At 59.0% G+C, this 24,366-nt stretch carries 21 protein-coding genes and 1 pseudogene; 18 read left to right on the top strand and 4 right to left on the bottom strand.

Going from position 1 to position 24,366, the window contains the following annotated elements; genetic code table 11:
* The first annotated feature begins 10 nt into the window (after positions 1–10).
* From dnaE to ispD, 8 genes are all read left to right on the top strand, one after another.
* Positions 11–3,532 carry a DNA polymerase III subunit alpha gene (dnaE, locus tag KVH01_RS02665; protein WP_043049627.1) on the top strand — a complete coding sequence of 1,174 codons (3,522 nt, stop codon included), beginning with the start codon at positions 11–13 and terminating at the stop codon, positions 3,530–3,532.
* Between the two features lie 128 nt (positions 3,533–3,660).
* The gene (locus tag KVH01_RS02670) at positions 3,661–4,608 is read left to right on the top strand and encodes an acetyl-CoA carboxylase carboxyltransferase subunit alpha (RefSeq protein ID WP_003189182.1); all 948 of its coding nucleotides are present in this window, start codon (positions 3,661–3,663) and stop codon (positions 4,606–4,608) included.
* 163 nt (positions 4,609–4,771) lie between these two features.
* The gene (gene tilS / locus KVH01_RS02675; protein ID WP_217880367.1) at positions 4,772–6,091 is read left to right on the top strand and encodes a tRNA lysidine(34) synthetase TilS; all 1,320 of its coding nucleotides are present in this window, start codon (positions 4,772–4,774) and stop codon (positions 6,089–6,091) included.
* A gap of 273 nt (positions 6,092–6,364) precedes the next feature.
* Entirely contained in the window at positions 6,365–7,996 is a 1,632-nt protein-coding gene (locus tag KVH01_RS02680; RefSeq protein ID WP_057723190.1) for a CTP synthase, read from the top strand.
* Between the two features lie 5 nt (positions 7,997–8,001).
* Positions 8,002–8,847, top strand: a complete 846-nt coding sequence (gene kdsA, locus KVH01_RS02685; RefSeq protein WP_003189190.1) for a 3-deoxy-8-phosphooctulonate synthase — start codon at positions 8,002–8,004, stop codon at positions 8,845–8,847.
* Positions 8,848–9,002: 155 nt separating this feature from the next.
* Positions 9,003–10,292 (top strand): phosphopyruvate hydratase, encoded by a 1,290-nt coding sequence (gene eno / locus KVH01_RS02690; RefSeq protein WP_032877366.1) that lies wholly within the window; start codon positions 9,003–9,005, stop codon positions 10,290–10,292.
* A gap of 171 nt (positions 10,293–10,463) precedes the next feature.
* The gene (ftsB, locus tag KVH01_RS02695) at positions 10,464–10,742 is read left to right on the top strand and encodes a cell division protein FtsB (RefSeq protein ID WP_003189195.1); all 279 of its coding nucleotides are present in this window, start codon (positions 10,464–10,466) and stop codon (positions 10,740–10,742) included.
* Positions 10,739–11,449: a 2-C-methyl-D-erythritol 4-phosphate cytidylyltransferase gene (gene ispD, locus KVH01_RS02700; RefSeq protein WP_217880368.1), complete on the top strand. Its 711-nt coding sequence runs from the start codon at positions 10,739–10,741 to the stop codon at positions 11,447–11,449. Before ftsB ends, ispD begins: the two co-directional genes overlap by 4 nt.
* 3 nt (positions 11,450–11,452) lie before the next feature.
* Here the strand turns inward: ispD and KVH01_RS02705 are convergent.
* The 3 genes and pseudogenes from KVH01_RS02705 to KVH01_RS02710 all read right to left on the bottom strand — a co-directional run.
* Positions 11,453–13,858: pseudogene (locus tag KVH01_RS02705) on the bottom strand (dermonecrotic toxin domain-containing protein); the annotation flags it as partial.
* A 15-nt stretch (positions 13,859–13,873) separates the two neighbouring features.
* Positions 13,874–14,479: a hypothetical protein gene (locus KVH01_RS29680; protein WP_225924002.1), complete on the bottom strand. Its 606-nt coding sequence runs from the start codon at positions 14,477–14,479 to the stop codon at positions 13,874–13,876.
* 69 nt (positions 14,480–14,548) lie between these two features.
* Positions 14,549–15,445 carry a LysR substrate-binding domain-containing protein gene (locus KVH01_RS02710; protein WP_217880369.1) on the bottom strand — a complete coding sequence of 299 codons (897 nt, stop codon included), beginning with the start codon at positions 15,443–15,445 and terminating at the stop codon, positions 14,549–14,551.
* A gap of 109 nt (positions 15,446–15,554) precedes the next feature.
* Here KVH01_RS02710 and KVH01_RS02715 point away from each other — a divergent pair, with 109 nt between their 5' ends.
* The 8 genes from KVH01_RS02715 to rpoS all read left to right on the top strand — a co-directional run bounded on the left by KVH01_RS02715 (position 15,555) and on the right by rpoS (position 22,676).
* The gene (locus KVH01_RS02715) at positions 15,555–16,667 is read left to right on the top strand and encodes an S-(hydroxymethyl)glutathione dehydrogenase/class III alcohol dehydrogenase (protein WP_217880370.1); all 1,113 of its coding nucleotides are present in this window, start codon (positions 15,555–15,557) and stop codon (positions 16,665–16,667) included.
* Positions 16,668–16,674: 7 nt separating this feature from the next.
* The gene (gene fghA, locus KVH01_RS02720; protein ID WP_217880371.1) at positions 16,675–17,520 is read left to right on the top strand and encodes an S-formylglutathione hydrolase; all 846 of its coding nucleotides are present in this window, start codon (positions 16,675–16,677) and stop codon (positions 17,518–17,520) included.
* Between the two features lie 54 nt (positions 17,521–17,574).
* Positions 17,575–18,048 carry a 2-C-methyl-D-erythritol 2,4-cyclodiphosphate synthase gene (gene ispF / locus KVH01_RS02725; RefSeq protein WP_032877363.1) on the top strand — a complete coding sequence of 158 codons (474 nt, stop codon included), beginning with the start codon at positions 17,575–17,577 and terminating at the stop codon, positions 18,046–18,048.
* Positions 18,045–19,103, top strand: a complete 1,059-nt coding sequence (gene truD, locus KVH01_RS02730; RefSeq protein WP_217880372.1) for a tRNA pseudouridine(13) synthase TruD — start codon at positions 18,045–18,047, stop codon at positions 19,101–19,103. The genes ispF and truD overlap by 4 nt, the downstream gene beginning before the upstream one ends.
* Positions 19,091–19,840: a 5'/3'-nucleotidase SurE gene (surE, locus tag KVH01_RS02735; protein WP_043049636.1), complete on the top strand. Its 750-nt coding sequence runs from the start codon at positions 19,091–19,093 to the stop codon at positions 19,838–19,840. Before truD ends, surE begins: the two co-directional genes overlap by 13 nt.
* A 41-nt stretch (positions 19,841–19,881) precedes the next feature.
* Complete coding sequence (locus KVH01_RS02740) at positions 19,882–20,517, top strand: protein-L-isoaspartate(D-aspartate) O-methyltransferase (RefSeq protein WP_169850588.1); 636 nt, start codon at positions 19,882–19,884, stop codon at positions 20,515–20,517.
* A gap of 209 nt (positions 20,518–20,726) precedes the next feature.
* Positions 20,727–21,563, top strand: a complete 837-nt coding sequence (locus tag KVH01_RS02745) for a peptidoglycan DD-metalloendopeptidase family protein (RefSeq protein ID WP_043049637.1) — start codon at positions 20,727–20,729, stop codon at positions 21,561–21,563.
* 105 nt (positions 21,564–21,668) lie between these two features.
* Entirely contained in the window at positions 21,669–22,676 is a 1,008-nt protein-coding gene (gene rpoS, locus KVH01_RS02750; RefSeq protein ID WP_043049638.1) for an RNA polymerase sigma factor RpoS, read from the top strand.
* A gap of 212 nt (positions 22,677–22,888) precedes the next feature.
* On the opposite strand, the gene KVH01_RS02755 is transcribed toward rpoS, so the two are convergent.
* The gene (locus tag KVH01_RS02755; protein WP_002554837.1) at positions 22,889–23,098 is read right to left on the bottom strand and encodes a cold-shock protein; all 210 of its coding nucleotides are present in this window, start codon (positions 23,096–23,098) and stop codon (positions 22,889–22,891) included.
* Between the two features lie 387 nt (positions 23,099–23,485).
* On the opposite strand from KVH01_RS02755, the gene dcd reads away from it, so the two are divergent.
* Both dcd and KVH01_RS02765 read left to right on the top strand, forming a co-directional pair.
* Positions 23,486–24,052, top strand: a complete 567-nt coding sequence (gene dcd / locus KVH01_RS02760) for a dCTP deaminase (RefSeq protein WP_003189215.1) — start codon at positions 23,486–23,488, stop codon at positions 24,050–24,052.
* Between the two features lie 108 nt (positions 24,053–24,160).
* Entirely contained in the window at positions 24,161–24,358 is a 198-nt protein-coding gene (locus KVH01_RS02765) for a hypothetical protein (protein ID WP_005785769.1), read from the top strand.
* Positions 24,359–24,366: the final 8 nt, after the last annotated feature.

Here is a 24,366-nt window from a genome sequence, read left to right on the forward strand (position 1 = left end):
CAGGATCACTATGCCGGCTTCATTCGTTCACCTGCGCCTGCACACTGAATATTCCCTGGTCGACGGCCTGGTACGGATCAAACCACTGGTCAAAACCCTGGTGGGCATGAACATGCCTGCGGTGGCGGTTACCGATCAGAACAACATGTGCTCCCTGGTCAAATTCTACAAAAATGCCATGGGCGCCGGCATCAAGCCGATCTGCGGTGTTGACCTGTGGCTGTCCAACAAAGACCCGGATAACCCCCTTAGCCGCATCAGCCTGCTGGCGATGAATGGGGTGGGGTATCGCAACCTCACCGAACTGATTTCCCGTGGTTTTATCGACGGCCAGCGCAACGGCTCGATCATCATCGAGCGCGAGTGGGTCGCCGAAGCCAGCGAAGGCGTGATCATGCTTTCGGCGGCCAAGGAGGGTGAAATCGGTATCGCGCTGCTGGGCGGTAATCCCCAGGAAGCCGAAGTGCTGGCCCGCGAATGGATGCAGGTTTTTCCGGACCGCTTCTACCTGGAAGTGCAGCGTACCAACCGCCCCAATGATGAAGAGCACCTGCACGCCGCTGTGGCTCTGGCCGACAAGTTGGGCGCGCCGCTGGTGGCGACCAACGATGTGCGCTTTATCAAGAAAGAAGATTTCGAAGCCCACGAAACCCGCGTGTGCATCGGCGAAGGCCGGGCCCTGGATGACCCGCGCCGTTCGAAAAACTACAGCGAAGAGCAGTACCTCAAAAGCGCCGAAGAAATGGCGGAGTTGTTCAGCGATTTGCCCGAGGCCCTGGAAAACTCCGTCGAGATCGCCAAGCGCTGCAACATTGAAGTGAAGCTGGGCAAGCACTTCCTGCCCAACTTCCCGATTCCCGATGGCATGACCATCGATGAATACTTTCGCAAGGTGTCGTTCGATGGCCTGGAAGAGCGCCTCAGCGTCCTGCTGCCCAAGGACACCACCGAAGACTACGAAGCCAAGCGCCAGGTCTATGTTGACCGGTTGAATTTCGAACTGGATATCATCATCCAGATGGGGTTCCCCGGTTACTTCCTGATCGTGATGGACTTTATCCAGTGGGCCAAGAACAACGGCGTGCCGGTCGGTCCGGGCCGGGGGTCAGGTGCTGGCTCGCTGGTGGCCTATGTGCAGAAGATTACCGACCTCGATCCGTTGGAATATGACCTGCTGTTCGAACGGTTCCTGAACCCGGAACGGGTATCCATGCCCGACTTCGACGTCGACTTCTGCATGGACGGCCGTGACCGGGTCATCGAGTACGTAGCCGAGAAATACGGTCGCAACGCGGTAAGCCAGATCATCACCTTCGGTTCCATGGCCGCCAAGGCGGTAATCCGTGACGTGGCGCGGGTGCAGGGCAAGTCCTACGGTTTGGCGGATCGCCTGTCGAAGATGATCCCGTTCGAAGTCGGCATGACCCTGGAAAAAGCCTACGAGCAGGAAGAGATCCTGCGCGACTTCATCAAGGTCGATGAAGAGGCCGCAGAAATCTGGGACATGGCGCGCAAGCTTGAAGGCGTGGTGCGTAACGTCGGTAAGCACGCCGGTGGCGTGGTGATCGCGCCGACCAAGCTGACCGACTTTTCGCCGATCTATTGCGATGAAGAAGGCGACGGCCTGGTTACCCAGTTCGACAAAGATGACGTGGAGGCGGCCGGCCTGGTGAAGTTTGACTTCCTCGGCCTGCGCACCCTGACCATCATCGACTGGGCGCTCAAGACCATCAATCGCGACCGTGCCAAGGTTGGCGAAGAACCGCTGGATATCGCGTTTATCCCGCTGGATGACAAACCAACCTACAGCCTGTTGCAAAAAGCCGAAACCACGGCGGTGTTCCAGCTTGAATCCCGGGGCATGAAGGAGCTGATCAAAAAGCTCAAGCCCGACTGCCTGGAAGACCTGATCGCACTGGTGGCCCTGTTCCGTCCGGGCCCGCTGCAATCGGGCATGGTGGATGACTTCATCAACCGTAAGCACGGCCGCGCCGAACTGGCGTACCCGCACTCCGACTACCAGTACGAGGGCCTCAAGCCCGTATTGGCGCCGACCTACGGCATCATCCTGTACCAGGAACAGGTGATGCAGATCGCCCAGGTGATGGCGGGCTACACCCTTGGTGGTGCAGACATGCTGCGTCGCGCCATGGGTAAGAAAAAGCCCGAGGAAATGGCCAAGCAGCGTGGCGGTTTCATTGAAGGCTGCGCAACTAACAATATCGACGCCGACCTGGCGGGTAACATCTTCGATCTGGTGGAGAAGTTCGCCGGTTATGGTTTCAACAAATCCCACTCCGCCGCCTACGGCCTGGTGTCGTACCAGACCGCCTGGCTGAAAGCCCACTACCCGGCGCCGTTCATGGCGGCGGTACTCTCGGCGGATATGCACAACACCGACAAGGTCGTGACCTTGATCGAGGAAGTGCGCACCATGAAGCTGCGCCTCGACGCGCCGGACGTGAACGCCTCGGAGTTCAAGTTCACGGTGAATGACGAAGGCCGCATCATCTATGGCCTCGGCGCGATCAAGGGCGTGGGCGAAGGCCCGGTGGAAGCCATCACCGAGGCGCGCCAGGATGGGCCGTTCAAGGACCTGTTCGATTTTTGTGCACGGGTTGACCTCAAACGCATCAACAAACGTACCCTCGATGGCTTGATCCGCAGCGGTGCACTCGACCGGCTCGGCCCGTATTTCCATGATGAGCCGAAGGCTTACCAGGCCAATATCGACCGCAACCGAGCGGTGCTGCTCACCGCCATGGAAGAGGCGATCAAGGCCGCCGAACAGACCGCCCGTACCCATGACAGCGGTCACGCCGACCTGTTTGGCGGGCTGTTTGTCGAAGAAGATGCCGATGTCTACGCCAACCATCGCAAGGCCAAGGAGCTGACCCTCAAGGAGCGTCTCAAGGGTGAGAAAGACACCTTGGGCCTGTACCTCACGGGTCACCCGATTGACGAGTACGAAGGCGAGATCCGGCGTTTCGCCCGCCAGCGCATCATCGACCTGAAACCGGCGCGCGATACCCAGACCGTCGCCGGCATGATCATCGCCCTGCGGGTGATGAAAAATAAGAAGGGCGACAAGATGGGCTTTATCACCCTGGACGACCGTTCGGGCCGTATCGAGGCGTCGCTGTTTGCCGACGCCTTCCACTCCGCCCAGTCACTGCTGCAGACCGACGCCATGGTGGTGGTGGAAGGGGAGGTCAGCAACGACGACTTCTCCGGCGGCCTGCGCCTGCGCATCAAGCGGGTGATGAGCATGGAAGACGCCCGTACCAACCTCGCCGAGAGCCTGCGCTTGAAGGTCAAGACCGAAGCACTCAAAGGCGATCAGCTACGCTGGTTGGGTGACCTGCTCAAACGTCACCGCGGCGCGTGCCCGGTGACCATGGAGTACACCGGCAGCGACGCCAAGGCCATGTTGCAGTTTGGCGAGACGTGGCGAATTGATCCCGCCGATGGCTTGATTCAAGCTTTGCGTGACCAGTTCGGGCGAGACAACGTCTTCCTCCAATACCGTTGACGGTCAGCGCCCCTGACCTCGGCTGAACATTTAATCTCGACCTAAACGCGCCTCTCCCTTAAGGTAGGGCGCGAATAGACAACCGGCTGGCCAGGCACCCCTTGGCCGTCGACCCAAGACGGACGCTTATGAACCCGAATTTTCTTGATTTCGAACAGCCGATCGCTGACCTGCAAGCCAAGATCGAAGAGCTGCGCCTGGTCGGCAATGACAATTCGCTGAATATCGGCGATGAGATCGCTCGCCTGCAAGACAAGAGCAGCACGCTCACCGAAGACATTTTCGGCAAGCTGACCAGTTGGCAGATCGCGCGCCTGGCTCGCCACCCGCGCCGTCCGTATACCCTGGACTACATCGAGCACATCTTCACCGAGTTCGACGAGTTGCACGGCGACCGCCACTTCTCCGACGACGCAGCCATCGTGGGCGGTATCGCTCGCCTGGACGACCAGCCAGTGATGGTGATCGGTCACCAAAAAGGCCGTGAAGTGCGCGAGAAGGTGCGCCGCAACTTCGGCATGCCGCGCCCGGAAGGCTACCGCAAGGCGTGCCGCCTGATGGAAATGGCCGAGCGCTTCAAGATGCCGATCCTGACCTTCATCGACACCCCGGGCGCCTACCCGGGCATCGATGCCGAAGAGCGTAACCAGAGCGAAGCGATTGCCTGGAACCTGCGGGTCATGGCGCGCCTGAAAACCCCGATCATCGCCACCGTGATCGGTGAGGGTGGTTCCGGCGGTGCACTGGCCATCGGCGTCTGCGACCAGTTGAACATGCTGCAATACTCGACCTACGCGGTGATCTCACCGGAAGGTTGCGCCTCGATCCTGTGGAAAACCGCAGAGAAGGCGCCGGATGCGGCTGAAGCCATGGGCATCACCGCCGATCGCCTCAAGGGCCTGGGCATCGTGGACAAAGTCATCGCCGAGCCACTGGGCGGCGCTCACCGCGACCCGGCTGCGGCCGCCGCGACCATACGTGCTGAATTGGGCTCGCAATTGGCGATGCTCAAGAAGCTGGATAACGAAGCGCTGCTGGCCCGTCGTTACGAGCGCTTGATGAGCTACGGTCTCTAAAGTCGACGCCGTAACTCAATGTGGGAGGGGGCTTGCTCCCGATAGCAGTGGATCAGTCACCCGATGCAGTGACTGACACTCAGCAATCGGGAGCAAGCCCCCTCCCACATTTGCTTTGTGTATGCTCAGCCTACGTATTCCAGATTTGTGGCGGTGACATCTGATGAAACCGGCTCTACCCGCCAGACTCCTGAAAACCCTGGCCCCCTGGCGCAATGCCCCGGTCTGGCACATCGCGTTCTCCGGTGGCCTTGATTCCACCGTCCTGCTGCACCTTCTGGCCTCCCTGGCAAACACCGAAAGCCTGCCGCCCCTCAGCGCTGTGCATGTCCATCATGGCCTGCAAGCGGCCGCTGACGCCTGGCCCGGTCATTGCCAAGCGTTATGTGACAGCCTGGGCATCCCTTTGCAGGTCTTGCGTGTACAGGTGCAACCCGGTGCCAGCCTGGAGCGTGCCGCACGTAACGCACGTTACCAGGCGTTTGCCGAGGTGATCGGGGCAGGGGAGGTGTTGCTCGCCGCCCAGCATCGCGACGATCAAGCCGAGACCCTGCTGTTGCGCCTGTTGCGCGGCGCCGGAGTGCGTGGGTTGGCGGCAATGCCCGAGTGTCGCCCGTTGGCGAAGGGCCGCTTGGTGCGGCCATTGCTGGCAGTCTCTCGGGAAGCGCTGGAGGCCTACGCTCACGAACACCAATTGAAGTGGATTGAAGACCCTTCGAACGCCGATCCACGGTTTTCGCGCAATTATTTGCGCCATCAGGTCTTTCCAGCGCTGACACAGCGCTGGCCACAGGCAGTCTTGAGCCTGGCCCGCACTGCCGAGCACCTGAGTGAAGCCCAGGGCCTGCTCGATGAGCTGGCGCACATGGATCTGACCGCTGCTGATCAGCCTTCAGCGTTTCCGTGGCTGCCTTTGCCCTCCCTGGCCCTTGCTCCGTTGCGCAATCTTTCCGATGCGCGCCAGCGCAATGCCTTGCGTCATTGGTTGAATCCGCTGACTCGACTGCCCGACAGTGATCACTGGGCCAGTTGGTATGCCCTGCGCGATGCCAAGATGGACGCACAGCCATTATGGCGCCTGGCAGACGGTCAGCTTCATCGTTGCGGCGAACGCATTTGGTGGCTGCCTTCCATTTGGTCGGAATTTTCCGACGTGTCGGTGAGCTGGCCCCATCCGCGAAATCCACTAGAGTTACCTGGGAACGGCCAATTGATGTTTGCCGACAAGGCTCCCGAGGGACCCTTGTCGATTCGTTATCGCCAGGGTGGCGAAATCGTCGAAGTGCCAGGTCGAGGCCGGCGTGATCTTAAGCGCCTGCTGAATGAAAGTGGTCTGCCAGGCTTCGTGCGTGGCAGATTGCCGCTGGTCTATCGGGGCGAGCAATTGCTGGCAGTCCCAACCGTCGCGGGGACTTGGACCCGCTCGATGGATGGGGGCCAATTACATTGGTTGCCACAGACCTGCGATCAAGGTTTGAGCTGATAGAGCCTTTCCGGTAGACTACGCTCCCTTCTTGATACAACTTCTGTGGATTCGACTGAATCGCAGCAGTTGCCGATTACCAAGCAGTCTTTGCTGGGCGATTCCAAAAAATGTGTAGCGATCAACGTACCGGTGTTCCATTGCTGGTCTGTCACAACGCGGCGGTTTTTTTGAAAGGTGCACTGTGATTAATGCAGGTGATCGGGGGCTTCGGCCTTCCTTCGCTTTCCCCGGCGGCTCGGACCGCTTTAACGCAGACTTCTAGGGTTTTTCATGACGCGCTACATATTCGTCACGGGCGGTGTTGTTTCTTCATTGGGGAAAGGCATTGCCTCCGCTTCATTGGCGGCCATCCTGGAGGCGCGGGGACTTAAGGTCACCATGCTCAAGCTGGACCCGTACATCAACGTTGACCCGGGCACCATGAGCCCGTTCCAGCACGGTGAAGTGTTCGTCACCCACGACGGCGCCGAGACCGACCTGGACCTGGGCCACTACGAGCGGTTCATCCGCACGACCATGACCCAGAACAACAACTTCACCACCGGCCGTGTCTACGAGCACGTGCTGCGCAAGGAGCGCCGTGGTGACTACCTGGGTGCAACCATCCAGGTGATCCCGCATATCACCGACGAAATCAAGCGCCGCATCATCAAGGGTGCAGGCGATGCCGACGTGGCGATGGTCGAGATCGGTGGCACAGTGGGTGACATCGAATCCCAACCGTTCCTCGAAGCCATCCGCCAGTTACGTTTCGAAGTCGGCGCCAAGCGCGCGATGCTGATGCACCTGACACTGGTGCCGTACATCGCCACCGCCGGCGAAACCAAGACCAAGCCCACCCAGCACTCGGTCAAGGAACTGCGTTCCATCGGCCTGCAGCCTGACGTGCTGGTGTGCCGCTCCGATCACCCGATCGATATTTCCTCGCGCCGCAAGATCGCGCAATTCACCAACGTTGAAGAACGTGCGGTAATTGCCCTGGAAGACGCCGACACCATCTACAAGATCCCGGGCATCCTGCATTCCCAGGGCCTGGATGATTTCGTGGTCGAGCGTTTCGGCCTGCAGTGCAATGGCGCGGACCTGTCCGAGTGGGAAGCCGTGGTCGACGCCAAGCTCAACCCTGAGCATGAGGTCACCATCGCCATGGTCGGCAAGTACATGGAGCTGCTGGATGCGTACAAGTCGTTGATCGAAGCGATGAGTCACGCCGGTATCAGCAACCGTACCAAGGTCAACCTGCGCTACATCGATTCCGAAGACATCGAGAACCAGGGCACCGCGCTGCTTGAAGGCGTTGATGCGATCCTGGTTCCCGGCGGTTTCGGCCTGCGCGGCGTGGAAGGCAAGATCACTGCGGTGCAATATGCCCGTGAGAACAAGGTGCCGTACCTGGGCATCTGCCTGGGCATGCAAGTGGCCGTCATCGAGTTCGCCCGTAACGTGCTGGGCTGGAAAGACGCCAACTCCACCGAGTTTGATCACACCAGCGGCCACCCGGTCGTGGGTCTGATCACCGAGTGGGAAGATGCCACCGGCGCGGTCGAAACCCGCACCGAAAGCTCCGACCTGGGCGGCACCATGCGCCTTGGCGCACAGGATTGCCTGCTGGAAGCAGGTTCCCTGGTGCACGACTGCTACGGCAAGGACGTGATCGTCGAGCGTCACCGTCACCGCTACGAAGTGAACAACAACCTGCTGCCGCAAATCAAAGAGGCTGGCCTGAAAATTTCCGGTCGCTCCGGTGATGGCAAGCTGGTTGAAGTGGTCGAGGCGCCGGATCATCCGTGGTTCGTGGCCTGCCAGTTCCACCCTGAGTTCACCTCGACGCCGCGCGACGGTCACCCGTTGTTCAGCGGTTTCGTCAAAGCAGCACTGACGCAACATCAGAAGAAGGCGTAAACCTGATGGCCCAGAAGATCATTCGCGTAGGTGACATCGAGATTGCCAACGACAAGCCCATGGTGCTGTTCGGCGGCATGAACGTGCTGGAAAGCCGCGACATGGCGATGCAGGTCTGTGAAGAGTACGTGCGGGTTACCCAGAAACTGGGCATCCCTTATGTGTTCAAGGCCAGTTTCGACAAGGCCAACCGTTCATCCGTGACCTCCTATCGCGGCCCCGGCCTTGAAGAAGGCATGCGGATCTTCCAGGACATCAAGCAAGCCTTCGGCGTGCCGATCATCACCGACGTCCATGAGCCTGAACAGGCTGCGGTGGTCGCCGAGGTGTGCGACATCATCCAGTTGCCGGCCTTCCTGTCGCGTCAGACCGACCTTGTGGTCGCCATGGCCAAGACCGGCGCTGTGATCAATATCAAAAAAGCCCAGTTCCTCGCGCCCCAGGAAATGAAACATATCCTGAGCAAGTGCGTGGAAGCGGGTAACGACCAGTTGATCCTGTGCGAACGTGGTTCGAGCTTCGGCTACAACAACCTCGTGGTGGACATGCTCGGTTTCGGCATCATGAAGCAGTTCGAATACCCGGTATTCTTCGACGTGACCCACGCGCTGCAAATGCCCGGTGGTCGCTCGGACTCTGCCGGCGGGCGCCGTGCCCAGGTCACCGACCTGGCCAAGGCGGGCATGAGCCAGTCCCTGGCCGGCCTGTTCCTTGAAGCCCACCCGGACCCGGACAACGCCAAGTGCGACGGCCCATGCGCCCTGCGCCTGGACAAGCTGGAGCCATTCCTGGCCCAGCTCAAGCAGTTGGACGAACTGGTCAAGAGTTTTCCGACGGTAGAGACCGCGTAACTGCCATTTCTCCGGTAGAATTTCCCACGCTTTACGCTCAGGCCCGCGGGCCTGGGCCTTGCCCTCTGCAAGCCTGCCCGTTGTTCCACCCTTGCGGTCGGTCAAAGATTTCCTTCAGCTGCGTCGTTTTCGTCAACTTTGGAGTGTTTACAACAATGGCAAAAATCGTCGACATCAAAGGTCGTGAAGTTCTCGACTCCCGTGGCAACCCCACCGTCGAAGCCGACGTGCTTCTCGATAACGGCATCATCGGCAGCGCCTGCGCGCCGTCCGGTGCCTCCACCGGTTCGCGCGAAGCGCTGGAACTGCGTGATGGCGACAAGAGCCGTTACCTGGGCAAGGGTGTACTCAAGGCTGTGGCCAACATCAACGGTCCGATTCGCGACCTGTTGCTGGGCAAGGACCCGCTGGACCAGAAAGCCCTGGACCACGCGATGATCAAGCTCGACGGCACCGAAAACAAAGGCAGCCTGGGCGCCAACGCCATCCTCGCCGTGTCCCTGGCTGCCGCCAAGGCCGCAGCCCAGGACCAGGACCTGCCGCTGTACGCGCACATCGCCAACCTGAACGGTACCCCGGGCGTCTACTCGATGCCGGTGCCGATGATGAACATCATCAACGGTGGCGAGCACGCTGATAACAACGTCGACATCCAGGAATTCATGGTGCAGCCGGTGGGTGCCAAGTCCTTCTCCGAAGGCCTGCGCATGGGCACCGAGATTTTTCATCACCTCAAGGCTGTACTGAAGGCCCGTGGCCTGAGCACCGCCGTGGGCGACGAAGGTGGTTTTGCACCGAACCTGGCCTCCAACGAAGACGCCCTGAAAGTCATTTCCGAAGCGGTGGCCAACGCTGGCTACAAGCTGGGCACCGATGTGACCCTGGCCCTGGACTGCGCTGCCAGCGAGTTCTTTGAGGATGGCAAGTACAACCTGTCCGGCGAAGGCCAGGTGTTCAACTCCGAAGGTTTCGCTGAATACCTCAAGGGTCTGACCCAGCGCTACCCGATCATCTCGATCGAGGACGGCCTGGACGAGTCCGATTGGGATGGCTGGAAAATCCTCACCGACAAGATCGGCGAGAAAATCCAGCTGGTGGGCGACGACCTGTTCGTGACCAACACCAAGATCCTGAAAGAGGGCATCGACAAGAAGATCGCCAACTCGATCCTGATCAAGTTCAACCAGATCGGCACCTTGACCGAAACCCTGGAAGCCATCCAGATGGCCAAGGCCGCCGGTTACACCGCGGTGATCTCCCACCGCTCCGGCGAAACCGAAGATTCGACCATTGCCGACCTGGCCGTGGGCACTTCGGCGGGCCAGATCAAGACCGGCTCCCTGTGCCGTTCCGATCGCGTTTCCAAGTACAACCAATTGCTGCGCATCGAAGAGCAATTGGCAGGTAAAGCCAAGTACAACGGTCGCGGCGAGTTTCGCGGCTAAGCAGTAAATGGTAAAAAGTCGGCGGATTGCGTCAGAAATTTCACGACAGTGTGAATTTCGGCGCTAATCTGCTGACTGACAAGCGCAAGCCTGGTTTTTCCAGGCTTTGTGCTATCAGTTGCTGCAAAAGGTTTGCATGACTGTTTTTTTTCACTGGATATCCGGATTTCGATGCGCAGTCCCAATTGGTTGTTCCTCGTCTTGCTTTTGTTGCTGGCTGGCCTGCAGTACCGCCTATGGGTCGGTAATGGCAGCTTTGCGCAGGTGGAAGAGCTGACCCAGCAAATTGCCGACCAGCGTGCCGAAAACGAACGCCTGCTGGAGCGCAACCGCGTCCTTGACGCCGAAGTGCTTGAGCTGAAGAAAGGTACGGAGACCGTTGAAGAGCGGGCTCGCCATGAGTTGGGCATGGTCAAGGAGGGCGAGACCCTCTACCAGTTGGCCCAATGAACCGTGATCTCCCGGCCTTCTGGGCCGTGATTCCTGCCGCGGGCGTTGGTGCCCGTATGGCTGCGGACCGTCCCAAGCAATACCTGCAACTGGGCGGGCGCACTATTCTCGAACACAGCCTCGGCTGTTTCCTCGACCATCCATCGCTCAAGGGCCTGGTAGTCAGCCTTGCTGTGGATGATCCCTATTGGCCGACCCTGGCGTTTGCCACTGACCCGCGTATCCAACGTGCGGACGGCGGCTCGGAGCGCTCGGGCTCTGTGCTTAATGCGCTGCTGCAGCTCAATGCCCTGGGCGCCAGCGATGATGATTGGGTATTGGTGCATGACGCGGCGCGGCCTAACTTGAGTCGTGATGACCTCGACAAACTCCTGGCTGAACTGGCGGATGACCTGGTCGGCGGTCTGCTGGCGGTGCCGGCTCGCGACACGCTCAAGCGCGTCGACAAGCATGGCCGCGTGGTCGAAACCATCGATCGCAGCCTGATCTGGCAGGCTTATACGCCGCAGATGTTCCGCCTGGGGGCCTTGCACCGCGCCTTGGCCGACAGCCTGGTAGCAGACGCCGTGATCACCGACGAAGCATCGGCCATGGAATGGTCCGGACAGGCGCCGCGGCTGATCGAAGGGCGTGCAGACAACATTAAAGTCACCCGCCCCGAAGACCTCGAATGGCTGCGTCAGCGCCGGGCTTATCAGGCATCCTGACCCTCAGCCGTTGACTTGCTTCAACCCGGGCAGGGTTTTCAGCTCGCTCACCAATGCCTGAATGCTGTCGAATGGCTTCTCATCAATAGGCCAGCCGGCCACGTTGATGGAGTACCGACCGTCCTGGCTGTTGATCCTGAAACTGCGCAGGTCCCCACGTCGGGACCTATAGTCAATGTGGGTGGTCTCGGTGAGCATGAATTGGCCTGGCCGTGTCAGCAGTGTCTGGGCCGACTTCACCACTCGACTATGGGAAGGGCCGGGCTGTGGTTCCATTGAACGCTGCAAGACGGCAGGATCGACGCGCAAGACCAGGTTGGCTTTGACCGTAGCTTCTCCTTTGTTGAGGCCCAGGCTGGCAGTGCGCCCCGGATCGACTTCGATGCCCAAGGGGTGGGCGCCCACTCTATCTTCTATCCGCAAACCGATGCTGCCGGTGAGTTCGGCCACCCCGGGGATGTCCTTGAAGGTATTGGTATGGGTATCGCCCACCAGCGCGACCCATTTACCTGGTTGGCGCTTGGAGGTCTGGATCCACTGGATCACCTCGGTGGCGTAATAGTTCATCATTCGCTGGCGCAGGGTTCCTGCGTTGTCGCGCATATCGCGAAGTACGTAGCTCACGGTACAGTCGATCGGTTGGATCTTGATCCCGGCGTCGCGGGCTTTGGTCACGACATTTCTGAATGAGTAATAGTGGTTTCGGGGCAGTGGGTAGATCCCGTTCAGAAAGTTTGTCAGCGCCTCGGCCATGGGGGCGCTCTTGGACCGGTAGAATGCCTTCAACATTGGAATATGCACATCTGTCAGCAGATGTTCGAAGTAAATGCGTTTGACACCCTGGCTGGCGAGTAGCTGCATGTTGTCGATCAGAAAGGCTTTGCTCGATTCGGCGCTGTGGCTTTCGCCGACCACGAGGCCATCACTGGCACGTAGCAATTTCTCGATAATGCTTGGCTGTGATTCGTTCAAGCTCAAGCGGGGGAGTACCGGCTGCAGGGGCGAATAGGGCAAGCGGTTAAAGAAGATCGCGGAATCCTGGTTCAGTTGGCTCCTCTTTTCAAAGAACAGCTTGCGGACGTTGCTGATCGATTGCGCATCCATGCCGAAGGGTTCGAAGTCTTCCGAAAATGAACTGGTGTCGGTGAGCATCTGCACGAGAGTCTCGCGCACTGGCGCTGGCATCTGGTAGGTGCTGAACAGACTTGACTGTTCAGGGCCGCCGAACAGCTTGTAAACCCGTTGCCAGGCATTGCGAAATGCCCCACCCCCGGCCAGGCCGGCACGCCGCCATTGCCGGTCGGTGCTCTGGATAGCGTAGAGACCTGTGGATTGGAGTGTCTCCGGGGCTTCTGGGTTGTTCACGAAGAGTTCAAAAAAGCCCCAGGCATTTGGGGTTTTGTAGGTCAGGAAGGTCTCCCCCTGAATCTTGACGGTCTGCAAACCGCTGGGGGCTGTTGCAGCGACCAAGGGTCGTGTCTCGGTTTGGATCGATGCGGGGGGCTCAGTGATGACCCTGGCACTGATCTGACCCTCCTCTGTACGCATGGCCGGGCCAAGCACAGGGCGCAACGCCTCAAGACTGCTCACTCCTTTGCTGATGCCACGGATAACCACCGGGAAGGCGTTCAAGGCACCGAACACAATGCGCTCAACGGCGTGGGGTTTGTCTTTAATAACGTCATCGGCACCGATAGCCATTCCAGTCAAGCCCGATGTCACGAAGCAAAACTCCGCCAGCAGCGCCGTACCCATGGTCAGCGCCACCGGGATCGCCAGCAGGCAAGCCTTTTCCAACGCGTCAAGGGTGTCGGCCTTGAGTGTGTCCAAGGGCGAGACAATGGTTTTTGCCGCCAGCTTTGCAATGCGAGCGCGGATCTGCCGTGCGATATAGGCAAATGGATTGCTTCTGAGCGCCGGATACATTGGATTATTGATGTATTGCTCGGGGTCCCAGTAACCGTTGTGCAACAAGCTGTTGAAAAAGCCGGGAGGGCTGGAAGATTCCGGGTACATCGCCATGCCGATCAATGCTTCCTCCACACCACTGTAAAGCAGGCCGGAGTCAATCGAGTCGGGTTCAAAGTGGTTGTTCAGGGCTTTGCGCTGGGTCGGGTCCCTGGCGAGTTTCACCAGCGCATTGCGCATGTCCGTCGGGGTGTTGAAACCATGGATGGGCGATGAATTTCCCGGTATGTACAGCAGGGTGATCTGGCTCTGGTTGTCGGTAATCGTGAGGATGTCGGTGGCTTCGGATTGATGAATACGCAGCACGCGCACGGACAGGTTTGCATCGGGTGAATAGGGCGCCTGGAAGTCTTCGAGGGTCAGGTTGCTGGCGTCCTTGTCGATGCCGATACCTGCCGCCCGGGCGGCGAGTTGCCGTTCTGCCTGGGTGAGCGTGAACTCTTCGTACTGATGAAGCTAAGCCTTGGTGAAGGCGATGCGCATCAGGGTGGTGTAATTGTCTCGATGTTCGCCCCAGAACAGGGTGATGGCCTGATCATAGGTTTGTTCGAAGTTACTTGATTCAATGACCTTTCTAAGAACAACCGGCGCGATCTCTAATTGCGTGGTCGGGTCGTAGACCTGAGGTTCACTTTGCCGGTAAAGCGCTTCATAGCGCCTGGGCGGGATCCAGCCGGACGTAATGAACTCTTCGTTGAACATCTGCGGAATGCGGTTATCCATCAGGCGCGGTAGTTCATCAACGATATTGAAGTATGGCGCGGTGGTGGAAAAGCCCGTGGTGTTGATCATGCCGCCGGGGGCGTGGGGCGCATTGCAGATCATGGCATCGGTCAGGCTCATGGATTGGACGATCTGAGCGTTGTAGGCCGCGTTGGGGTTGTCGATGTTGTATTCAAGGGTGGTCAGGAACGTGGTGTCCGGGTCCAATGGCTCCTGGCTGAACGGTTGCAGATGCTCGCAAAGCAATTGGGCGGCAATGGCGCTGGGCACTGGAAAGTCGGCCAGGACCTTACGGACAAAATGATTGATATGCTGGAGTTGTTCGGCGTTGGACGTCATGGGCTTGCCTGGTTCTGCAGTGGAAGCGGCTATTTACCGGTAGCCAGGCAATGCACGGGCGGTAATTGTTTATGCTCGATAGACCGGGTTGTCACCCAGGCCTTCCTTGAGGAAGTCCACCAGCTTCCTGACCTTTGGCGACAAATGCCGTTGCTGCGGGTACATCGCCCACACGGCCGTATTCGGCGGCTGATGGGCCTCCAGCAACGACACCAGCGCACCACTGTGCAGATGCCCCAGCACGTAATAGTCCGGCAACTGGCACAAACCCACGCCCAATAGGGCAGCATCCAATACCGCCTGGCCACTGTTACAGCGCCAATTGCCCTGCACACGCTGGGAAAATTCCCGCCCGTCCTGGGCCAGTTGCCAGATATCCGAACTGCCAATCAGGCAATTATGTCGACTCAGTTCCGACAGACTATGTGGCCGACCATAGCGTTCGAGGTAGGAAGGCGAGGCACACAGGTACATGCGCCGCGGCGCCAGACGGCTGGCAACCATGCGCGAGTCTTGCAGGCGTCCCAGGCGGATGGCCAGGTCGATTCCTTCATGGACCAGATCCAGCGGGCGATTGGTCAACTCGATATCCACGCGCAACTGCGGATAGAGCGCCATGAACCGCGTGACCAAGGGCACGATAAAGCGTTCGCCGTACGCCACGGCACAGGTCATGCGCAACATGCCCTTGGGTTCGCTGGTGAGGTCGCCGACTGCGCGCAAAGCTTCTTCGCGACCGTCCTGCAGGCGTTGGCAGTGCTGCAGGAAGGTCTGGCCGGCTTCGGTCAACGTCACCCTGCGCGTACTGCGGTACAGCAAACGGGTTTGCAGGCGTTCTTCCAGGCGCGCCACCTGCCGGCTGATGTGGGAGGACGATACCCCCAACCGCTCCGCTGCTGCCGTGAACTGGCTGCATTCGGCCACCGCAACGAACTCATCGATGCCTTCCCAGCGGTTCTCCAGCATGGTCATTGTCCCTGTACAGCAATAATGTTTTGCTTTTGCCTGGATTATTAATCATCGGGTGATGTTTTACACTCCCTCTCTCAGTTTTTAACCCGATGGAGAAACCCGGATGATCAAGTCCCGTGCCGCCGTAGCCTTCGAAGCCAAGAAGCCCCTTGAGATTGTTGAAGTGGATGTCGCCATGCCCAAGGCCGGCGAAGTGCTGTTGCGGGTGGTAGCGTCCGGCGTGTGCCATACCGATGCCTATACGTTGTCGGGCGCAGACCCGGAAGGCATTTTCCCGTCGATCCTCGGCCATGAAGGCGGTGCAGTGGTGGAAGCCATCGGCGACGGCGTGACCTCCGTCGCAGTCGGCGATCATGTGATCCCGCTGTACACCCCGGAATGCGGCAAGTGCAAATTCTGCCTGTCGGGCAAGACCAACCTGTGCCAGGCCATTCGTTCTACCCAAGGTAAAGGCCTGATGCCGGATGGCACCACGCGTTTCTCCTACAAGGGCCAACCGATTTTCCACTACATGGGCACCTCGACCTTCTCCGAGTACACCGTGCTGCCGGAAATCTCCGTGGCCAAGATTCCTAAAGAAGCACCATTGGAAAAAGTCTGCCTGCTCGGTTGCGGCGTCACCACCGGCATCGGCGCGGTGCTCAACACCGCCAAGGTCAAGCCTGGCGATACCGTAGCTATCTTCGGCCTCGGCGGTATCGGCCTGTCGGCGGTGATTGGTGCGGTCAAGGCCAAGGCCGGGCGCATCATCGCCATCGATATCAACCCGGCCAAGTTCGAAATCGCCAAGCAACTGGGCGCTACCGATTGCATCAACCCGAAGGACTACGACCGCCCGATCCAGGACGTGATTGTCGACCTGACTGACGGCGGCGTGGACTTTTCCTTCGAGTGCATCGGTAATGTGCAACTGATGCGGGCCGCCCTCGAGTGCTGCCACAAGGGCTGGGGCGAATCGGTGATCATCGGTGTGGCCGGTGCTGGCCAGGAGATCGCCACACGTCCGTTCCAACTGGTCACCGGGCGCGTCTGGCGCGGTTCGGCGTTCGGTGGCGTGCGTGGGCGTACGGAATTGCCAAGCTACGTGGAAATGGCCCAGACCGGAGAAATTCCGCTGGACACCTTTATCACCCACACCATGGGCCTGGAAGACATCAACAAAGCGTTTGACCTGATGCATGAAGGCAAGAGCATTCGTACCGTCATCCACTTCTGAGGTCGCCATGAGTCTGGAAAACCTGTCATGCCAGAAGAGCTTCGGTGGCTGGCATAAACGCTACAAGCATCATTCCGATGTACTCGGTTGCGACATGACCTTCGCCGTCTATCTGCCGCCGCAAGCGGAGCAGGGTGGCAAGCTGCCGGTGTTGTACTGGCTGTCCGGCTTGACCTGCACCGATGAAAATTTCATGCAGAAGGCCGGCGCCCAGCGCATGGCTGCCGAGCTGGGCCTGATCATCGTCGCGCCGGACACCAGCCCTCGTGGCCCGGGTGTGCCGGACGATCCGGACAACGCCTGGGACTTCGGCCTCGGTGCCGGATTTTATCTGAATGCCACCCAGGAACCCTGGGCCAAGCATTATCGGATGCATGACTACGTGGTGCAGGAATTGCCGGCACTGGTGGAGACGCATTTCCCAGCGTCGGATAAACGTGGCATCAGCGGACATTCCATGGGCGGGCACGGTGCGCTGGTGTGCGCGCTGCGCAACCCCGGGCGTTACCAATCGGTATCGGCGTTTTCGCCGATCACCAATCCGATGGACTGCCCTTGGGGCCAGAAAGCCTTCTCCCGTTACCTCGGTGAAGAGCGTTCCAAGTGGCGTGAATGGGACGCCTGTGTGCTGATCAGCGAGGCCTCGCAAAAGCTGGCGCTGCTGGTAGACCAGGGCGATCGTGACGACTTCCTCGAGGTTCAGCTCAAGCCGCAGGCCCTGGTGCAAGCGGCCAAGACAGCCAACCATCCGTTGGAATTGCGCCTGCAACCCGGCTATGACCACAGCTACTTCTTTATCGCCAGCTTCATCGAAGACCATTTGCGACATCATGCTCGTGCTTTGCTCGGTTAATATCAGGCAAAAGTAGGTAGAATCACGCCCTGAATTAAATCGGGGCGTTTTTTTATGCGTATTGGCCACGGCTATGATGTGCACCGTTTCGCTGAGGGCGATTTCATCACCTTGGGCGGCGTGCGCATTGCACATCACCATGGGTTACTGGCCCATTCCGACGGCGACGTTGTCCTGCATGCCTTGAGTGATGCCTTGCTCGGCGCGGCGGCGTTGGGCGATATCGGCAAGCACTTTCCGGACACCGACCCCACCTTCAAGGGCGCGGACAGCCGAGTATTGCTGCGCCATGTGGTTGGCTTGATCCACGCCAAGGGCTGGAAGGTCGGCAATGTCGATAACACCATCGTGGCCCAGGCGCCGAAAATGGCCCCGCACATCGAGGCAATGCGCGCACTGATTGCCGCAGACCTGCAAATTGAATTGGATCAAGTCAACGTGAAAGCTACCACCACCGAAAAACTCGGGTTTACCGGTCGTGAAGAGGGCATCGCGGTGCACTCTGTCGCCTTGTTGCTGCGCGCATGAACGACTTGCAACTGCTGGGTCCTCGGGCCTATGGCGAGGCGCTGGGCAGCGCGGTGCTGAAGGCGACGGCTGAAGACTTCCAGGTGGATGAGGTGCTGGACATCCCGCTGACAGGCGAGGGCGAACACCTGTGGCTTTGGGTAGAAAAGCGCGGCTTGAATACCGAGGAGGCTGCACGGCGTATCGCCAAGGCTGCCGGCGTGCCGTTGCGCACCGTCAGCTATGCCGGGCTCAAGGACCGCCAGGCCCTGACCCGCCAGTGGTTCAGCGTGCAGCTGCCCGGCAAGGCCGACCCGGACCTGAGCGGCGCGCAAAACGACACCCTCAAGATCCTCAAAACCGCCCGTCATAAACGCAAGTTGCAGCGTGGCGCGCATTCGGCCAATGGCTTTACCTTGCGCCTGACCCAGCTGGCCGGCGACACCGCCGCCATCGACGCGCGTTTGCAGCTGATTGCCCAGCACGGTATTCCCAATTATTTCGGTGCCCAGCGTTTCGGCCACAACGGCGGTAATGTGGTGGACGCACGCGAATGGGCCGCGCGCAAGGCCTTGCCGGAGCAACGTAATGTACGCTCGCGGCTGCTGTCCACTGCCCGTAGCTACTTGTTCAACAAACTGCTGGCAGCGCGTGTCGCCGACGGCTCCTGGCAGCGCGCCCAGGTGGGTGACTTGCTGGCCTTTACCGACAGCCGCAGCTTTTTCCCGGCAGGGGAGGCTGAATGCAGCGATCCGCGCCTGGCGATCCTGGACCTGCATCCAACCGGCCCACTATGGGGTGAGGGTGACTCGCCAGCGACAGGTCCTACACATGAATTGGAACAATCTGTCGCCGGCAGCGAAGCCGACCTACGTGATTGGCTGGTGAATGCGGGCATGAGCCAGGAACGTCGCATTCTACGACTGCCCATTGGCGGGTTGACGTGGCATTATCCCGTGCCTGACATTCTGCAATTGGAATTCGTCCTGCCGGCCGGATGCTTCGCCACTGTCTTGGTGCGCGAGCTTGTTGATCTGGTGCCGGTGGGGCAGACGGACAGCCCATGCGTATTCTGATATCAAACGATGACGGTGCTACCGCACCCGGTCTTGCCGCGCTCTATGCTGCGCTGCAAGATTATGCCGAGTGTGTGGTGGTTGCCCCCGACCAGGACAAAAGCGGCGCCAGCAGTTCGTTGACGCTCGATCGTCCACTGCACCCGCAGGTCCTGGCCAATGGCTTTATCAGCGTGAACGGTACTCCCACCGACTGCGTGCACCTGGCGATCAACAGTCTGCTGGAGCATCAGCCGGACCTCGTGGTCTCGGGTATCAACCTGGGCGCCAACCTGGGCGATGATGTGCTGTATTCCGGAACCGTGGCGGCGGCCCTCGAGGGGCGCTTTCTCGGGCGCACCGCGTTCGCTTTTTCCTTTGCCTCGCGGCAGTTGGATAACCTGCCGACGGCGGCCTATTTCGCGCGCAAGCTGGTGCAGGCCCATGGTTCCCTGGACCTGCCGCCGCGTACTGTACTCAACGTCAATATCCCCAACCTGCCCCTCGACCATATCCGCGGTATCCAGCTGACGCGCCTGGGCCATCGTGCCCGTGCGAAGGCGCCCTTGAAGGTGGTCGATCCGCGTGGCAAGGAAGGCTATTGGATCGCAGCGGCCGGTGATGCCGAGGATGGTGGCGAGGGCACGGACTTTCATGCGGTGATGCAAGGTTATGTCTCCATTACTCCGTTGCAGTTTGATCGCACCTTCAGTGATGCCTTCAGTGGTCTCGATGGCTGGCTGGAGGGGCTGCGTTGATGGCTCGTGAACAAGACGACCTGCTGCGCCGTGGCATCGGCATGACGTCCCAGCGCACTAGGGAACGATTGATCCAGCGTCTCTATGAAGAAGGCCTGTCCAACGCCCAGGTGCTGGAAGTCATCCGGCGTACGCCGCGGCATCTGTTTGTCGATGAGGCTTTGGCGCACCGCGCCTATGAAGACACGGCGTTGCCCATTGGCCACAACCAGACCATTTCCCAGCCCTACATGGTTGCGCGCATGAGCGAGTTGCTGCTGGCGGCGGGACCGCTGGACAAGGTGCTGGAGATCGGAACCGGTTCCGGCTACCAGACGGCCGTGCTGTCGCAATTGGTGGAGCGGGTGTTCTCGGTGGAGCGCATCAAGGTGCTGCAGGACCGGGCCAAGGAGCGTCTGGTCGAGCTTAACCTGCGCAATGTGGTGTTCCGGTGGGGCGACGGTTGGGAAGGCTGGCCCGCGTTGGCGCCCTACAACGGTATCATCGTCACTGCAGTGGCCACCGATGTGCCGCAAGCCTTGTTGGATCAATTGGCACCTGGCGGGCGGCTGGTCATTCCAGTGGGCTCCGGCGAAGTGCAACAGTTGATGCTTATCATCCGTGAAGATGAAGGCTTTTCCCGGCATGTGCTGGGTGCCGTGCGCTTCGTGCCGTTGCTCAATGGTCCGCTGGCCTGATCATTTATTTGCAAACAGTGAATTCTGTTGGCGGGTATGTGTCTTACGGCGGGGTCTATTGAATCAACATGCCTGGCGATCGGTATTAAACATGATGAAATTTTCGTTTCAGTCATGTGCCAGTAAAAGACCAATGCCCAGTTATACTTGCGTCATATTTCAAGCCTGATACAGGCGTTAATGTTCAGCCACCACAAAGGGAGCGGCGGGTGAGTCTCACAGGTCCTGCGCAGCGAATGAGTAAAACAAGCTTTCAGCGACTGGTGCTTGGCCTTGTCTTGAGTTCCTTATTGGCAGCCTGCTCGAGCACGCCATCCGGCGGTGCGCGTGTCGTTGACCGCACCAAGGCCGCGCCGCAAAGACCGACGGTGACCACCGGCCAATACGTGGTGCGCAAAGGCGACACTCTGTTCTCGATTGCCTTCCGCTACGGCTGGGACTACAAGGCGCTGGCCGCCCGTAACAACATTCCTGTGCCCTACACCATACATCCTGGGCAAACCATCCGTTTCGATGGCCGCAGCGGTTCGGCGCCTACGGCAGTTGTGACAAAATCCGGTTCTTCGCCATCGTCTTCGAGCAAAACCACCGTCATCACCCGGCCGGCAGGCAGCGCTGCGCCTACGGTTGCGAGCAAGTCGCCACCCGCGCCATTGCCACCTGCCGGGCCTGCGCCGACGGGGTGGGGGTGGCCTTCAAACGGAGTGTTGATTGGAAAATTCTCTTCAAACGGTAGTTTGAATAAAGGCATTGATATCGCCGGGGATTTGGGACAGCCTGTTTTAGCTGCGTCTGATGGGACAGTGGTGTACGCCGGGAGTGGTTTACGGGGCTACGGCGAGCTGGTCATCATCAAACACAGCGATACCTACGTCAGTGCCTACGGTCATAACCGCAGGCTGTTGGTTCGGGAGGGGCAGCAGGTCAAGGTCGGACAGACAATTGCGGAGATGGGTTCAACGGGTACAGACCGGGTGAAACTGCACTTTGAGATTCGCCGCCAAGGGAAACCTGTAGATCCGCTGCAATTCCTACCCCGTCGTTGATATGTTGCACAGCCTGTTCCTAGCGTAGAAGGAACAGGCTCCAGCGTTGCCAAGGATAAAGGCGTCGCTTGAGCTTGAGGTCGAACTCACCAAAGGACTATAACAATGGCTCTCAGTAAAGAAGCGCCGGAGTTTGACATCGACGATGAGGTTCTCCTTATGGAGGCCAGTATCGATATGGATTCGATGTCAGATAATGAAGGAGCGACACCACCTTCAGTTCGCACCAAATCCAAGAACTCCACCGCGTTGAAGCAACACAAATACATTGATTACACGCGGGCGCTCGACGCCACCCAGCTGTACCTCAATGAAATCGGTTTTTCCCCTCTGCTGACCCCTGAAGAAGAAGTCCATTTTGCGCGTCTGTCGCAAAAGGGCGATCCGGCTGGGCGTAAACGCATGATTGAAAGCAACCTGCGTCTGGTGGTGAAAATCGCCCGACGCTACGTCAATCGCGGGCTGTCGTTGCTGGACCTGATCGAGGAGGGCAACCTGGGCTTGATCCGGGCGGTGGAGAAGTTCGACCCTGAGCGGGGCTTCCGCTTTTCAACCTATGCCACCTGGTGGATTCGCCAGACCATCGAACGGGCGATCATGAATCAGACCCGTACGATCCGGTTGCCGATCCACGTGGTCAAGGAGCTCAACGTCTACCTGCGGGCGGCGCGTGAGCTGACGCAAAAACTCGATCATGAACCTTCGCCTGAAGAGATCGCCAACCTGCTGGAAAAACCGGTAGGGGAGGTCAAGCGCATGTTGGGCCTCAATGAGCGCGTTTCTTCGGTTGATGTCTCGCTGGGGCCGGACTCGGATAAAACCCTGCTGGATACACTGACAGATGATCGTCCGACGGATCCTTGTGAGCTGTTGCAGGACGATGATCTTTCCCAAAGTATTGACCAGTGGCTGTCGGAGCTTACCGACAAGCAGCGTGAGGTGGTGATTCGCCGCTTCGGTCTGCGCGGCCATGAGAGCAGCACCCTGGAAGATGTGGGCCTGGAGATTGGCCTCACCCGTGAGCGGGTGCGGCAGATCCAGGTAGAGGGCCTCAAGCGCTTGCGTGAGATCCTGGAGAAAAATGGTTTGTCGAGTGAGTCGTTGTTCCAGTAAGCGACGCCGCTTGAATGCTTGAATGTGGGAGGGGGCTTGCTCCCGATAGCAGTGCCACAGTCGCTAGATATATCGACTGACATAGCGCTATCGGGAGCAAGCCCCCTCCCACATTTTTTGTGCCTGGCAGTGGATGGGTACTAACGCCAAATCCCAGGCATAAAAAAACCCCGCTTTTAAGGGCGGGGTTTTTTCGACTAAGTCAGTACAAGTTAGATAACTTGAACTTCTTCAGCTTGCATGCCTTTCTGACCGCGGGTAGCGATGAAAGAAACCTGTTGGCCTTCTTTCAGGCTTTTGAAGCCGTCGGATTGGATAGCTTTGAAGTGAACGAACAGGTCGTCACCGGATTGTGGAGTGATGAAGCCGAAGCCTTTTTCATCGTTGAACCACTTAACGGTACCAGTTTGGCGATTAGACATGGTGTATCTCCTTGGACAAAGTTAACTGCGACTCAGGAAAAGCCCTGGCCGAGACTGAGTGCAAAGAGCAGGAAAAATTCTTGGAGATGGTTGGATCGAAATTCAACATATCGTGTAGAGATTCTCAGTGACACAAGCAGCACAGTGGCGCCACCTTAACCCTTTTTCCGGAACGTGCCAATGGTATTTCCGAAGGTTTCTCTATTTTCGTGACTGGCGGTGGTATTTACAGTCAACCCTGACGGCAATCCGGGTCCCGGCCCCGCTGGCTGCGGCCTATAGACAGCAGCCTATTCATTAAGAAAACCCCAGCGGCCTTTGAACCCCAACGCCGGCCCCGGTAAGATGGCCCACAGTTTTTTCTACCTCGCTATTCAGGACACCGCCATGAGCATCAAATCGGACAAGTGGATTCGCCGCATGGCGCAGGAACACGGCATGATCGAGCCGTTCGTCGAGCGCCAGATTCGTGGCGAAGGCGACGAGCGGGTGATTTCGTACGGGGTTTCCAGCTATGGCTACGACGTGCGGTGCGCCGATGAATTCAAGGTGTTCACCAACATCAATTCGGCAATCGTCGACCCGAAGAACTTCGATGAGAAGAGCTTTGTCGACGTCAAGAGCGACGTGTGCATCATCCCGCCAAACTCCTTCGCCCTGGCGCGTACCGTGGAGTTCTTCCGTATTCCCCGTGACGTGTTGACCATCTGCCTGGGTAAAAGTACCTACGCCCGCTGCGGCATTATCGTCAACGTGACTCCGCTTGAGCCGGAGTGGGAAGGCCACGTGACCCTGGAATTCTCCAACACCACGACCTTGCCGGCGAAAATCTACGCCAATGAGGGCGTGGCGCAGATGCTGTTCCTGCAGTCCGACGAAGCTTGCGAAGTGTCCTACAAAGACCGCGCCGGCAAGTACCAGGGCCAGCGTGGCGTTACGCTTCCACGCGCTTGATCGAAAGCTCGTACTGGTAAAGGGAATTAGTCTGCGCAAAGTGACTCTATCTAGGTGTACTGCCTCGGCGCGTGCAAAACGCGCCGGGCCACGCTTGAGGAGTACCTTATGAAGATCGACCCGCGAATCAGCGCAGAACTTGCCCGGCTTGAACCCAACCAGATTGGCGTTCTGGCCTGGTCCCTGATGGCCAATCCCGCCCATGCCGGTGGCATTCCGGGCCAGCCCGAACCCGATTATCCACAGCCTACCGAACCCGGTGAGCCGACCCTGCCAGACGAGCCGCCACCGGCACCTGTCGCCTGATACCTGGA

Source organism: Pseudomonas khavaziana, assembly GCF_019145205.1.
In the GTDB taxonomy this organism is placed as follows: domain Bacteria; phylum Pseudomonadota; class Gammaproteobacteria; order Pseudomonadales; family Pseudomonadaceae; genus Aquipseudomonas; species Aquipseudomonas khavaziana.

What these genes read in the sequence shown, in the direction of transcription:
- dnaE (WP_043049627.1), top strand. Translation starts at nt 11, where the DNA reads ATGCCGGCTTCATTCGTTCACCTGCGCCTGCACACTGAATATTCCCTG.
- KVH01_RS02670 (WP_003189182.1), top strand. Translation starts at nt 3,661, where the DNA reads ATGAACCCGAATTTTCTTGATTTCGAACAGCCGATCGCTGACCTGCAA.
- tilS (WP_217880367.1), top strand. Translation starts at nt 4,772, where the DNA reads ATGAAACCGGCTCTACCCGCCAGACTCCTGAAAACCCTGGCCCCCTGG.
- KVH01_RS02680 (WP_057723190.1), top strand. Translation starts at nt 6,365, where the DNA reads ATGACGCGCTACATATTCGTCACGGGCGGTGTTGTTTCTTCATTGGGG.
- kdsA (WP_003189190.1), top strand. Translation starts at nt 8,002, where the DNA reads ATGGCCCAGAAGATCATTCGCGTAGGTGACATCGAGATTGCCAACGAC.
- eno (WP_032877366.1), top strand. Translation starts at nt 9,003, where the DNA reads ATGGCAAAAATCGTCGACATCAAAGGTCGTGAAGTTCTCGACTCCCGT.
- ftsB (WP_003189195.1), top strand. Translation starts at nt 10,464, where the DNA reads ATGCGCAGTCCCAATTGGTTGTTCCTCGTCTTGCTTTTGTTGCTGGCT.
- ispD (WP_217880368.1), top strand. Translation starts at nt 10,739, where the DNA reads ATGAACCGTGATCTCCCGGCCTTCTGGGCCGTGATTCCTGCCGCGGGC.
- KVH01_RS29680 (WP_225924002.1), bottom strand. Translation starts at nt 14,479, where the DNA reads ATGACGTCCAACGCCGAACAACTCCAGCATATCAATCATTTTGTCCGT.
- KVH01_RS02710 (WP_217880369.1), bottom strand. Translation starts at nt 15,445, where the DNA reads ATGCTGGAGAACCGCTGGGAAGGCATCGATGAGTTCGTTGCGGTGGCC.
- KVH01_RS02715 (WP_217880370.1), top strand. Translation starts at nt 15,555, where the DNA reads ATGATCAAGTCCCGTGCCGCCGTAGCCTTCGAAGCCAAGAAGCCCCTT.
- fghA (WP_217880371.1), top strand. Translation starts at nt 16,675, where the DNA reads ATGAGTCTGGAAAACCTGTCATGCCAGAAGAGCTTCGGTGGCTGGCAT.
- ispF (WP_032877363.1), top strand. Translation starts at nt 17,575, where the DNA reads ATGCGTATTGGCCACGGCTATGATGTGCACCGTTTCGCTGAGGGCGAT.
- truD (WP_217880372.1), top strand. Translation starts at nt 18,045, where the DNA reads ATGAACGACTTGCAACTGCTGGGTCCTCGGGCCTATGGCGAGGCGCTG.
- surE (WP_043049636.1), top strand. Translation starts at nt 19,091, where the DNA reads ATGCGTATTCTGATATCAAACGATGACGGTGCTACCGCACCCGGTCTT.
- KVH01_RS02740 (WP_169850588.1), top strand. Translation starts at nt 19,882, where the DNA reads ATGACGTCCCAGCGCACTAGGGAACGATTGATCCAGCGTCTCTATGAA.
- rpoS (WP_043049638.1), top strand. Translation starts at nt 21,669, where the DNA reads ATGGCTCTCAGTAAAGAAGCGCCGGAGTTTGACATCGACGATGAGGTT.
- KVH01_RS02755 (WP_002554837.1), bottom strand. Translation starts at nt 23,098, where the DNA reads ATGTCTAATCGCCAAACTGGTACCGTTAAGTGGTTCAACGATGAAAAA.
- dcd (WP_003189215.1), top strand. Translation starts at nt 23,486, where the DNA reads ATGAGCATCAAATCGGACAAGTGGATTCGCCGCATGGCGCAGGAACAC.
- KVH01_RS02765 (WP_005785769.1), top strand. Translation starts at nt 24,161, where the DNA reads ATGAAGATCGACCCGCGAATCAGCGCAGAACTTGCCCGGCTTGAACCC.